We start from the raw sequence: 12,282 nt of genomic DNA on the forward strand, positions 1-12,282 counted from the left end.
CAGCGACAAGGAGATGGAGACGGGCCTGATTCTTGTCCGGGCCACTGGACACATATTCGGCCACCGAAACTCCCGTCTTGCGCTTCCAAACGCGACGGCGTATGTTACCGCTCACATCGATGCTGACCCATGGGATGAGTACAGACCACCCGACCTGGCGCCGGCCTGGTGCGCGCGACTTCCGCCCGAGTGGTACGGGGCAACACGCTCACCCAGACCCCGGAACCCGCTCGGATGCGAAGTCCGACCGGCCTCACATCCAGGACGTGCTGCCGTCCGTCCCCGTAGCTCGCTGGAGGCTCAATGCACGCACGTACGAGATTGTTGGCCACCCTGACCACAGTTCTGGTGGCCGTGGGAGTGGCCGTTGTCGAGCCCACCGTCTCGCCGCGACCGGCACAGGCGTTGAACAACGGAGTGGCCCGGACTCCGCCGATGGGCTGGAACAGTTGGAACACCTTCGGCTGCAACATCAACGAGACGTTGATCCGGCAGGTGGCCGATGCCATCGTCAACTCCGGCATGCGGGACCTGGGCTACAAGTACGTCGTCGTCGACGACTGCTGGATGAACTCGACTCGGGACGCGCAGGGCAACCTCCAGGCCAACCCGTCCCGGTTCCCGAGTGGCATGAAGGCGCTGGGTGACTACCTGCACGCCCAGGGTCTGCTCTTCGGCATCTACCAGGCGCCGCTGGACCGGACCTGCGCCCAGTACTTCGGCAGCTACCCGGGGGCGACCGGCGCCCAGGGTCACGAGGCCCAGGACGCCCGGCAGTTCGCCGCATGGGGCGTCGACTTCCTCAAGTACGACTGGTGCTCGCCCACCGGAACGATCAACGACCAGGTGGCGAGGTTCGCCCTGATGCGTGACGCGCTGGCCGCCACCGGCCGACCGATCGTCTACAGCATCAACTCCAACAGCATCCACGAGAAGACCGGGCCGATGCGCAACTGGGGCGACGTGGCCAACATGTGGCGCACCACCGAGGACATCACCAACGCGTGGGACACCGGGCAGACCAACGGGTACCCGATGGGCATCCAGAACATCGTCAACGTCACCGTGCCACTGGCTCACTACGCCGGGCCGGGTGCGTTCAACGACCCGGACATGATGGAGGTCGGCCGGGGCGGCATGAACGACACGGAGATGCACAGTCACTTCGCGCTGTGGGCAATGATGGCGGCCCCGCTGATCGCCGGCAACGACGTGCGGAGCATGAACTCGATCACCCAGGCCATCTTGAAGAACCAGAACCTCATCGCGATCAACCAGGACTCGCTGGCCCTGCAGGCGGTCCAGGTGTCCTTCGACGGAACCCGGCGGGTACTGGCCAAGCGCTTGTCCAACGGTGACGTGGCGGTGGCACTGTTCAACCAGGGCGGTTCCACCACGACGATCTCCACGACCGCGGCGGCGGTCGGCAAGACCGGCAGCTCGTTCACACTGCGTGACACCTGGACCAACGCCACCTCCAGCAGCACCGGTACGATCTCGGCCAGCGTGCCGGCGCACGGCACGGTCGTGTACCGGGTCAGTGGCGGCGGCATCACCAATCCACCGTCGACCTTCCGGCTGCGCGGCGAGTCCAGTGGCCGATGCCTGGATCTCGACAACGGCAACACGGCCAACGGCACCGGCACGCTGATCTGGGACTGCCACAGCGGGGCCAACCAGCAGTTCAGCCAGTCCGGCCAGGCCCTGCAACTGCTCGGCAAGTGCCTGGACATCTCGCTGAACGCCACCGCCGGCACGCGGGTGCAGGTCTGGGACTGCAACGGCGGCACCAACCAGCAGTGGGTCCACAACGGCAACGGCACGATCAGCAGCGTCCGGTTCCCCTCGCTCTGCCTGGACGTCGACAACGCCGGAACCGCCAACGGCACCGCCGTGATCGTGTGGTCCTGCCACGGCGGAACCAACCAACGCTGGGCCCGGACATGACGTCGGTGTCGGTCGCGGACCACCGGACCGCGACCGACACGGAGTCGCCGACCTCCCGCGGGGACGGCCCCATCGACCGATCGAGCGAAGACCGGCCACCACAGCGTCTCCACTCGTCGTCGACGGGGCCGTCCCGGCGGCCAGACGCGACCCACCCACCACCAAGGAGGTACCGACAGTGCGCGGACACACACCTGGACCTGCCCCTTCCGGGGGTACGAAGGTCGGCCGGGTGGCACCCGGCGCCCGGGGCCGACTGCTCACGCTCGTCACGGCCGGGATGGCGGTAGCCCTCGGGATGTTGTCCACGGTGGCGACGACGACCGGCTCGGCGTCAGCCGCCGACAACCCGTACCAGCGGGGTCCGGACCCCACCCGGGCCAGCGTCGCGGCGGTGACCGGACCCTTCGCCACCGCGTCGGTCGGCGTCCCGACCGGGTACGGCTTCGCCGGTGGCGCGATCTACTACCCCACCGACACCAGCCAGGGGACCTTCGGCGCGATCGCCATCTCGCCCGGCTACACCGCGCTGTTCTCCGCCGAACTCGCCTGGACGGGTCCGTGGCTCGCCTCCCACGGGTTCGTCGTGATCGGCATCGAGACCAACAGCCGCAACGACTTCGACGTCGCCAGGGGCACCCAGTTGCTCGCCGCGCTGGACTACCTCACGCAACAGAGTCCGGTGCGTGACCGGGTCGATCCCAACCGGCTGGCGGTGTCCGGCCACTCGATGGGTGGCGGAGGCGCCCTCAACGCGGCCATCCGGCGCCCGTCGTTGAAGGCCGCGGTCGGGATCGCGCCGTACCTGCCGTCGTCGAACCTGGCGAACGACCGGGTCCCGACGATGGTCTTCGCCGGGCAGGCCGACACCGTGGTCACCCCGACCTACCTCAACGGCCTCTACGGCAGCCTGCCGGCCACGACGGAGAGCGCGTATCTGGAGATCGCCGGCGCCGACCATCTCTTCCCGGTCGGCAGGTCGAACGCCGTGACGATCCGGACGATGCTGCCGTTCGTCAAGATGTTCGTCGACAACGACACCCGGTACAGCCAGTTCCTCTGCCCACTGCTGGACTCGACCGGCGTGGTCGCGTACCGCAGCACCTGCCCGCTCCTGCCACCGCCCACACCGCCGACCGGCACCCCCTCCGCAGGACCCTCGAACACCCCGACTCCCCCACCGACCACCACCCCGCCGCGAGTCGGCGCGTGCGGCGCGACCTACCGCACGACCAACTCGTGGCCGGGCGGCTACCAGGGCGAGATCACGGTGGCGACGGGCAGCGCGGCGATCGACGGCTGGACCGTCCGATGGATCCTGAGCAGCGGCCAGACCGTCGACCAGGTCTGGAACGGCACGTTGAGCATCAGCGGCTCGACGGTTTCGGTACGGAACACCTCGTACAACGGCTCGCTCCCGGCGTCCGGCTCCACCACGTTCGGCTTCCTCGGCAGCGGAACACCGGCAACCGCGTCACCCACCTGCACCAGCCCGTAGCCACGGCCGACCCGCAGCCGACCGCGGCCGGCGCGGCGGTGGCGGACCCGCGCGATCGCGACCGTGCGACCGCGCGGGTCCACGTACATCCGTACCGGCGGCGCGGAGGTGGTCGACGGTGGATGACGGGATGGCCGGCGGGCTACCCGGGGCCGCTCGACGCCCTGCGGGTCAGCCGGTCGCGTACCGCCGGAACGATGCCGTGCGGCAGGAAGACCACGACCAGCACGAGCAGGACCGCGTAGACGGCGTAGGAGAGCACGGTGGGTGCATAGCCGGGCATCCCGGGCTGGGTGCCGAGCGTGTTGAGTACCTGGACGAGCAGGATGATCGCGGTAGCGCCGACGAGGGCGCCCCACAGGGTGCCGAGCCCGCCGACGACGGCCATCACCACGTACTCGATGGAGAGCAGCACCGGAAACGAACCCGGCGCGAGATAGCCGAGATAGAACGCGTAGATGCCGCCGGCCAGGCCGGCGAACGCGGCGGACAGCGCGAAGACGGTGAGCCGGTAGCGCCCCACCGGCACGCCGCTGGCCGCCGCGGCGGTCTCGCTGCTGGCCAGGGCCCGCAGGCCACGACCCGGACGGGAGGCGACGATGTTGCGGGCCACCAGCAGGGTGAGCGCGACCGCGACCGCGACCAGGTAGGCGTAGGAGATGTCGTCGGCGAACTCGTAGCCGCCGACCGACAGCCGTGGGATGCCCTGCAGGCCGATGGCACCGCCCGCCCAGTCCGCCCGGGCGACCAGGGACAGCAGGATCAGCTGCATGGCGAGGGTGGCGAAGGCGAGGTGGTGACCCCGCAGCCGCAGCAGCGGTACTCCCACGACGACCGCGAAAGCGGCGGAGACCAGTGGTGCGGCGAGCAGACCGAGCACCGGTGGCAGACTGTGCACGCTGAGCAGGCCGGCCGTGTAGCCACCGATCGCGTAGAAGGACGCCTGCCCGAGAGAGATCTGACCCGCGTACCCCATCAGCAGCGACAGCCCGACGGTGACCATCACGGCGAGGCCGAGCAGGATGTAGACGGTCAGGTGGCTGCCGGACAGCAGCGGTGGCAGGGCGAGCGCGCCCACCGCCACGGCCACCGCCGGCACCCGCCGCGACATCAGGCCGGCTCCTGCTCGGCCACCGGCGTGCGCGCCGCCTGCCTCATCATCACGGCGAGCAGCAGCACCAGCGCCACCTCCATCTGGTAGGCGGCACCGCCGTAACCGGCGACGAAGGACTGGGCCACGCCCAGCAACAGTCCACCGACGAGGGTGTGCAACGGCCGCATCAGGCCGCCGAAGACGGCGGCGGCGAAACCACCCACGATCAGCGTGACGTCGTAGTCGAAGGTGACGAGCTGGATCGGCGTGACGAGTACCCCTGCGAGCCCGCCGAGCGCACCGCCGATGCCGAAGGCCAGCAGCCCCATTCGGACGACGTCGATCCCGACGACCTTCGCGGCGTACGGGTTGGAGGCGCAGGCCGACAGTGCCCGGCCGATGTCGGTACGCGCGAACAGCGCGGCCGTGCCGGCGAAGACGACGGCCGTCGCGCCGATGATGAGCAGGTAGTGCGCCTGGAAGCGGACGCCACCGAACTCGACCGCACCGGGTACCCCGGCGAACGACCGAGGCTGGTCACCCCAGATCAGCACCTCGACCGCGTACGCGAAGACGGCCAGCCCCAGCGTGATGATCAGTGACGCGCCGGGCGGCGTACCCGGCCTGCCGATCGCGACCAGCCCGACGAGCAGCCCGGCACCGGCACCGACCGCCACCGCGGACACCTCGGCCAGGCCGTGCGGAAGCCCGCTGGCCAGCAGCGTCGACGCGGTCATCGCGGCGATCACCGCGAACGAGCCCTGGGCGAAGTTGACCACCCGGGTGACTCGGTGGACGACGACGAGACCGCTGCCGACCAGCGCGAACGCGCATCCGCCGCCAACGCCGGTGATCAGGTACTGGAGGAACTCCGTCACCCGGCCACTCCCAGATAGGCCTCGGCCACCCGTGGGCTGGCGGCCAGTTCCGCCGCGGTCCCGGCGGCTACGACCCGCCCCGCCTCCAGCACGTATCCCCGGCTGCACAGGTCGAGGGCGAGTCGGGCGTTCTGTTCGATGAGGAGCACGGCGAGACCGCGTTCGGCGTTCAGCTCCCGCAGGTGCCGCACCAGGTCGGCGACGACGAGCGGGGCGAGGCCGAGGGAGAGCTCGTCGACCGCCAGCACGTCCGGCCGGGCCATCAGCGCCCGACCGACGGCCACCATCTGCTGTTCCCCGCCGGAGAGCTGACCGGCGCGGCGGCGGCGCAGCGGGGTCAGGCCGGGCAGGATCTCGTAGATCGGGCCCGTGTCGCGGTTGCGGATACGCCAGCCGCCGAGCCGGAGGTTGTCGTCGACGGTCAGGTCGGGGAAGACCTGGCGTCCCTCCGGCACGTGGGCCAGCCGGCCGGAGATCGTCACCGTGCCACCGGCCGGCCGCTGGATCCCGGAGAGCGTGTTGACCAGTGTGGACTTTCCCGCGCCGTTGGGGCCGATCAGCGCCACCATCTCCCCGTCCGCCACGGTGAGGTTGACCGCGTGTAGCGCGACCGCGACGCCGTACCGGACGGTGAGGTCGACGACGTCGATCACGCGGGCACCCCTGTCCCGAGGTACGCGGCGACGACCGCCGGATCGGCCCGGACCGTGGCGGGGATGCCCTCGGCGATCACCCGGCCGAGGTCGAGTACGGTGACCCGGTCGGCCAGCCGGGTCACGAAGGCGACATCGTGCTCGATGATCACCATCGTCAGGCCGCTCGCCTTCAGCTCCTCGAAGAGTCGGGCCAGTGCGTCCCGCTCGGCCGTGCGCAGGCCGGCCGCAGGCTCGTCGAGCAGGAGCAGGCGGGGGCGGCCGCAGAGCGCGCGGGCCACCTGGAGTGCGCGCTGCTGCCCCAGCGGCAGCGACTCCGCCGGCCGGTCGGCCCAGTCGGCGAGGCCGACCCGGGCCAACGCCTCCCGGGCGCTCTGCCGGATCTTCCGCTCCTCCCGGCGGTGCGCCGGCAGCCGCAACACGGCGCCGACAAAACCTCCTCCGGTGACGGCGTGCGCGCCGACCATCGCGTTCTCCAGCGCCGTCATGCCACGGAAGATCCGGGCGCCCTGGAAGACGACGCCGATCCCGAGCCGGGCCCGGCGGTGGGCCGCAAGCCGGTCGATCCGGGTGCCGGCCAGCACGATCTCGCCGGTACGCAGTGCCAACTGGCCGCCGACCAGGTTGAACAGGGTGGACTTGCCGGCGCCGTTCGGCCCGATGACGGCCCGCAGTTCTCCGTGCGCGACGTCGATGTCGACCTCCCGCACGGCGTACACCCCGCCGAAGGTGTGCGACACACCGGCGACCCGCAGCAGCGGCTCGGTCACTTGCCCGCCACCGCGGCGAGCTGCTCCCGCGCCCAGTCGGTGGGGACGAACGCGCCGCCCCGCACGGTGTTGACGGAGATGTAGTCGGCCTTGAGGCCGGCGTGGTCGGTGGCGCTGTAGGTGTAGGTGCCGTTCGGGGTCGTCACCGTCAGCCCTTCCAGAGCATCCCGGATCTTTTCCCGGTCGGTGCCGCCGGCCTTCTCGATCGCGGCGACGAGCAGTCGTACTCCGCTGTAGCCGTCCTGGGCGAACTGGGGTGGCGGGTACCCGTACTTGCCGCGGAACGCACCGGCCAGTTCGTCGATCGCCTGCTTCTGCTCCCCGTCGGGGAGGGTGTCGCCGACCACGCCGATCGAGCTGGCCACCACCGCGCCCTCGGCGGCCGGGCCGACCGGGTCCAGCCAGAGCCTGCTGGCCTGCGCCCCGGTGAAGACTACCGGCACGTCGAGCCCGGCGGTGGCGTACTGCTTGGCCAGCGCCACGCCGGGAGCGCCGGTGGCCCAGACGACGAGCGCCTGCGCCCCCGAGGAGCGCACCTGGTTGAAGACAGCCGAGAACTCGGTGGTGGTGGTCTGGAATTCCGGGCTGGCGGTGAGCGTGACGCCGTGACCGGTCGCCTTCTCCCGGGTGCCGTCGAAGCCGGCCTTGGCGTAGGAGCTGCGCCCGTCGTACGCGACGGCGATCCTGGTGATGCCCTGCGCCTTGAGGTACTGCAGGATCCGGTCCGCATAGGTCGCCGAGGTGGCCGGCACGACGAAGACGTACGGGTGCACCGGGTCGACCTGCTCGTCGGCCGGGGTGAGCGAGATGTACGGGATCTTCTCCCGGTCGACCAGCGGGATGGTGGCCAGGGCGGAGTTGGAGAAGGGCGAGCCGATCACCGCGGCGACGTCGCGGCTGCGGAGGTCGTTGAAGGCCAGCACCGACTGGTCGGGCTGGCTCTTGTCGTCGCGGACGATCAGCTCCACCGTGCGGCCGAGCACCCCGCCGGCCGCGTTGATCTGCTCGACCGCGAGCGCCACGGACTTCTCGTTCTCCGTGCCGAGCGGTGCGTAGTTGCCGGTCAGGGAGACGATCTGGCCGACCCTGATCGGGCTATCAGCGTCTCCGGTGGACGGGTCGCCGCCGCAGCCGGCCGTGGCGACCGCCACGACGAGCGCGACGGCGGATACGGCGGTACGTCGCACGGTTGCCTCCCACCATATGAGGGAAAGCCCTGTCACGGAGACGCTAGACACCTATTGCACGCCGGTCAACATTCATGCCTAACGTTCTCACTCCGAGACGGCGTGTCTCCCGCCGCCGCCGACCGGCTCCACCCGGCGGTCCGCGCCGCCGGGGCGGGTGACGGCCAGCACCGCGGGGATCCGTCCCGCCGGGCACCCGGCGTCGGTCGGGGCAGGCTGGCCGGCTGTCGGACGACGCGGAATCTGTAGAGTCAGCCGCATGTCGATGCAGTCCGCGTCGCCCCCGACCGACCTGCCGCGCGTGCAGGCCGGCGGCAGCCCGCAACACCTGCTGTTGACGTTGCTCGGCGACTACTGGTATGGCCAGCGCGCCCCGCTACCCTCGGCGGCCCTGGTTGCACTGCTCGGCGAGTTCGGCATCACCGAGGTCAGCGCTCGGGCCGCGCTGAGCCGGCTGGCCCGGCGCGGGCTGCTGGAGCAGTCCAAGTCCGGCCGGCGCACCTCGTACGCCCTCAGCGAGCGGGCCGCCGGGGTGCTCGCCGAGGGTCGTGGCCACATCCTGTCGTTCGGCACCGGGCGGACACCGTGGACCGGCCGGTGGACCATGGCGGCGTTCTCGGTGCCCGAGGACGACAGGTCCCGGCGGCACACCCTGCGCACCCGGCTCGGCTGGCACGGCTTCGCCCCGCTCTACGACGGCCTCTGGGTCTCGCCGCACGAACGAGTGACCGAGGTGACGACGATCCTGTCCGAGCTCGACATCGACCGGGCCACCGTCTTCACCGCCGAGCTGGCCGACGGCGGGCCGACCGGCGGGCACCCGATCAACGCCTGGGACCTGGCCGCCCTGCGCGCCGAATACGAGCGGATCCTCGCCGCGTACGAGCCGGTCCGGCGACGGTGGCGCACCGGCCGGATCGGCACCGCCGAGGCCCTCGTCGCGCGGACCGCCCTGATGGACGACTGGCGGACCATGCCGAGCCTCGACCCGGAGCTGCCGACCGAGCTGCTGCCGGCGCGCTGGCCCCGAGCGGCGGCCCGGGCGCTCTTCGTCGAGCTGTACGACGGCCTGACCGGACTGGCCGAACAGCGCGTGGTCCAGGTTGTCGCCGGGCACGACCCCGACCTCGCCGCGCTGGTGCGTACCCACACCAGCCGGACAGGCGATATGTGACACTAGTCTTGACGCTAGGCACATAAATAGTCAGACTCGGTCCAGGCTCGACGCCGTCGGGCCGCGCGTTTGCACCGGACGACACCAGCGACAGGGACCAGCGGGGAGACCGGGATGGCCGAGCCAGCGTCGATCGTCGTGCGCCGTCGTCTCGAGTGGTCGGACACCGACCCGGCGGACAGGTGGCACTACGGTGTGGTCCTGCGGTTTGTGGAGAGCGCCGAGAAGGAGCTGCAGGACCAGCTCGGCGTCACGGCGGCGGACGCCCGCTGGATGCCCCGGGTGAACCTCACGGTCGACTACCTGGCAGCCCTGCACTTCGGCGAGATCGCCGAGACCACCCTGGCGGTGGAGCACGTCGGACGCGCCTCGCTGCGCTACGCCTTCACGGTGGCCCGGGACAACACGACGCTGGCCCGGGGGACGTTGACCGTGGTGTGGATCGATGCCGACACGGGCCTGAGCAGTCCGTGGCCGGACCGGCTCCGCGCGCTGCTGACCGGGACCGGGCCGGCGGAGGGCTGACGGGTGCGGAGCAGCATGGGCTCGATGCCGCTGTCCGTCGGGATGATGCTGCGCCGGGCCGCCGCGATGGGCCCGCACGCCCGGCTGGTCGGCTATACGGAGGCGGGTCGAGCGGAGTGCCGCTGGCCCGAGCTGGCCGGCCGGGCCCACCGACTGGCCAACGCGCTGACCGCGCTCGGTGTCCGCCCGGGCGACCGGGTCGGCACATACGCCTGCAACGGGCTGTCCCACCTGGAGCTGTGTTATGGCGTGCCGCTGGCCGGCGCGGTGCTGCAACCGCTGAACACCCGCCTGCATCCGGACCAGGTGGTAGCGATCGCCACGCACGCCGAGGACCAGGTGATCTTCGTGGCGGCGTCCCTGACCGGACAGCTCGCGCCGATCCGGGGCCGGCTCCCCGGCGTCCGGCACTACGTCGTGCTGCCAGACGGCAGCGCACCGCACCCGGACTTCGCCGACGCGACGGACTACGAGCAGCTCCTGGCAAGCGCGCCGGAGGACCAGCCGGCGGAGGTGGACGAGTGGAGCGCCGCGTGCCTCTGCTACACCGGTGGCACCACCGGCCGTCCGAAGGGCGTGGTGTACTCGCACCGGTCACTGACCCTGCATGCGATGAGCGGTCTGTTCGTCGACTCGTTCGCCATCCGGGAACGCGACGTCGTGCTCCCGCTCACCCCGCTCTTCCACGCGCTGTCCTGGGGCATGCCGTACTCGGCGGCGCTGGCCGGGGCCGGTCTGGTGCTCGCCGGTGCCGACACCAGCCCGGCCACCGTCGTACGCCTCGTGCGGGACGAGCGGGTAACCGTCGCGGCCGGGGTGCCCACCTTCTGGCTCGCCGTCGACCAGCTCGCACCGAGCCCGGACGATCTGGCCAGCCTGGACCGGATCCTCTGCGGCGGCTCGGCGGTCCCGTTGGAGCTGATCCAGCGCTATCAACGGCGCGGCGTCGCCATGCGGCAGGGCTGGGGCATGACCGAGATGTCGCCGTCCGGCAACCTGACCATGGTCCGGCGGCACCTGGAGGACCGGCCGGAACAGTGCCGGCAGGCACTGCACGCCACCCAGGGCGTACCGACCGCCGGGGTAGAGCTGCGGGTGGTCGACCCGGACGGCGTGGTGCTGCCGCACGACGGGCGGTCCGCCGGTGAGGTCGAGGTACGCGGGCCGTGGGTCACCGAGTCGTACCACCAGCCGGAGGACGACGCCAACACCGCCCGGTTCCGGGACGGCTGGCTGCGCACCGGCGACATCGGCACCGTCGACGGCGACGGCTACCTGCGCCTGCTCGACCGCGCCAAGGATCTGGTCAAGTCGGGCGGCGAATGGATCAGCTCGATCGAACTGGAGAACCACCTCATGGACCACCCGGCGGTGGCCCAGGCCATGGTCATCGCCGTACCGCATCCGACCTGGGGCGAACGGCCCGCCGCGCTCGTCGTCGCGTGCGCCGAGGTCACCGCCGACACGCTCGTCGCGCATCTGCGCCCCCGGGTGGCGAGCTGGTGGCTGCCCGACATCGTCCGGTTCGTCGACACGCTGCCGATGACGGCGACCGGCAAGTTCGACAAGGTGACGGCCCGCCGGGCCTGGCAGGACGTGTTGGCTGCCGAGCTCGCCTCGGCGACGGAAGGACAGCCGTGAGCGAGTGGAGCGAGCGAATCAGCCAGCTCAGTGCGACGGAGCCTGATGGCGGCACGGAGCGAAGCGGAGTGCCGGCATGAGCGGATTGTTGGCGGAGCGGGTCGCGGTGGTCACCGGAGCGGCGCGCGGGATCGGCAGGGCGACCGCCGAACTGCTCGCCGAGCACGGTGCCCGGGTGGTCTGCGCCGACCTGGACGGCGACGCCCTCGCACGCACCGTCGGGTCGCTCGGCGGTCGCGGTGTCGCCGTCGCGGCCGACCTGACCGTGCCGGCGGCACCGGCCGAGGTCGTCGCCCGCGCGGTCGACGAATACGGGCGGCTCGACATCGTGGTCAACAATGCCGGCTACACCTGGGACGGCATCTTCCACAAGATGACCGACGAGCAGCTCACCGCCATGCTCGACATCCACCTCACGGCGCCGTTCCGGCTGCTGCGTGCCGCCGCGCCGGTGCTGCGCGAGGCCGCCAAGCGGGACGCCGCAGAGGGCCGCGAGATCTTCCGCAAGGTGGTCAACGTGACCTCGATCGCCGGCACGATGGGCAACGTCGGGCAGGCCAACTACGCCGCCGCCAAGGCGGCCCTGACCGGCCTCACCAGGACGCTCGCCAAGGAGTGGGGCCCGTTGAAGATCAACGTCAACGCGGTGGCGTTCGGATTCGTGCAGACCCGGCTGACCGCCGACGCCGCCGAGGCCGGCACCTTCGACCACGGCGACCACCGGATCCCGCTGGGCATCCCCGGCGCCGTGCGGGAACAGGCCGCGGCGCGCATCCCGCTGGGCCGGCCCGCCACCCCGGCGGAGGCGGCCGGCGGCATTTTCCTGCTCTGCTCGCCGTGGTCGAACTTCGTCCACGGCCAGGTGCTCACCGTCGCCGGTGGGCAGGCCGAAGGGATGGGCTGAGATGCGACCCGC

At 71.3% G+C, this 12,282-nt stretch carries 11 protein-coding genes; 6 read left to right on the forward strand and 5 right to left on the reverse strand.

Going from position 1 to position 12,282, the window contains the following annotated elements:
- Positions 1-303: 303 nt before the first annotated feature.
- Positions 304-1,947: a glycoside hydrolase family 27 protein gene (locus ACQEVC_RS36450; protein WP_432887274.1), complete on the forward strand. Its 1,644-nt coding sequence runs from the start codon at positions 304-306 to the stop codon at positions 1,945-1,947.
- Positions 1,948-2,179: 232 nt separating this feature from the next.
- A complete protein-coding gene (locus ACQEVC_RS36455; protein WP_432887277.1) occupies positions 2,180-3,445 on the forward strand; it encodes a cellulose binding domain-containing protein in 1,266 nt (421 codons plus the stop codon).
- Positions 3,446-3,587: 142 nt separating this feature from the next.
- Here ACQEVC_RS36455 and ACQEVC_RS36460 read toward each other — a convergent pair whose 3' ends face one another.
- The 5 genes from ACQEVC_RS36460 to ACQEVC_RS36480 are packed head-to-tail and all read right to left on the reverse strand — an operon-like array spanning position 3,588 to position 8,026.
- On the reverse strand, positions 3,588-4,556 hold the full coding sequence (locus tag ACQEVC_RS36460; protein ID WP_432887280.1) for a branched-chain amino acid ABC transporter permease: 969 nt from the start codon (positions 4,554-4,556) through the stop codon (positions 3,588-3,590).
- The gene (locus tag ACQEVC_RS36465) at positions 4,556-5,416 is read right to left on the reverse strand and encodes a branched-chain amino acid ABC transporter permease (protein WP_432887283.1); all 861 of its coding nucleotides are present in this window, start codon (positions 5,414-5,416) and stop codon (positions 4,556-4,558) included. Before ACQEVC_RS36465 ends, ACQEVC_RS36460 begins: the two co-directional genes overlap by 1 nt.
- Complete coding sequence (locus ACQEVC_RS36470; RefSeq protein WP_432887286.1) at positions 5,413-6,069, reverse strand: ABC transporter ATP-binding protein; 657 nt, start codon at positions 6,067-6,069, stop codon at positions 5,413-5,415. The genes ACQEVC_RS36465 and ACQEVC_RS36470 overlap by 4 nt, the downstream gene beginning before the upstream one ends.
- The gene (locus tag ACQEVC_RS36475; RefSeq protein WP_432887289.1) at positions 6,066-6,839 is read right to left on the reverse strand and encodes an ABC transporter ATP-binding protein; all 774 of its coding nucleotides are present in this window, start codon (positions 6,837-6,839) and stop codon (positions 6,066-6,068) included. Before ACQEVC_RS36475 ends, ACQEVC_RS36470 begins: the two co-directional genes overlap by 4 nt.
- Positions 6,836-8,026 (reverse strand): ABC transporter substrate-binding protein, encoded by a 1,191-nt coding sequence (locus ACQEVC_RS36480; RefSeq protein WP_432887292.1) that lies wholly within the window; start codon positions 8,024-8,026, stop codon positions 6,836-6,838. The genes ACQEVC_RS36475 and ACQEVC_RS36480 overlap by 4 nt, the downstream gene beginning before the upstream one ends.
- 259 nt (positions 8,027-8,285) lie before the next feature.
- Here ACQEVC_RS36480 and ACQEVC_RS36485 point away from each other — a divergent pair, with 259 nt between their 5' ends.
- The 4 genes from ACQEVC_RS36485 (at position 8,286) to ACQEVC_RS36500 (ending at position 12,270) form a co-directional block, all read left to right on the forward strand.
- Entirely contained in the window at positions 8,286-9,200 is a 915-nt protein-coding gene (locus ACQEVC_RS36485; RefSeq protein WP_432887295.1) for a PaaX family transcriptional regulator, read from the forward strand.
- Positions 9,201-9,314: 114 nt separating this feature from the next.
- Positions 9,315-9,725, forward strand: a complete 411-nt coding sequence (locus ACQEVC_RS36490; RefSeq protein ID WP_432887298.1) for an acyl-CoA thioesterase — start codon at positions 9,315-9,317, stop codon at positions 9,723-9,725.
- Positions 9,726-9,749: 24 nt separating this feature from the next.
- The gene (locus ACQEVC_RS36495) at positions 9,750-11,366 is read left to right on the forward strand and encodes a long-chain-fatty-acid--CoA ligase (RefSeq protein ID WP_432887301.1); all 1,617 of its coding nucleotides are present in this window, start codon (positions 9,750-9,752) and stop codon (positions 11,364-11,366) included.
- A gap of 76 nt (positions 11,367-11,442) precedes the next feature.
- Positions 11,443-12,270 (forward strand): SDR family NAD(P)-dependent oxidoreductase, encoded by an 828-nt coding sequence (locus tag ACQEVC_RS36500; protein ID WP_432887304.1) that lies wholly within the window; start codon positions 11,443-11,445, stop codon positions 12,268-12,270.
- Positions 12,271-12,282 lie beyond the last annotated feature (12 nt).

Origin of the sequence: Plantactinospora sp. CA-294935, assembly GCF_050936445.1 — a bacterium.
GTDB lineage: Bacteria > Actinomycetota > Actinomycetes > Mycobacteriales > Micromonosporaceae > Plantactinospora.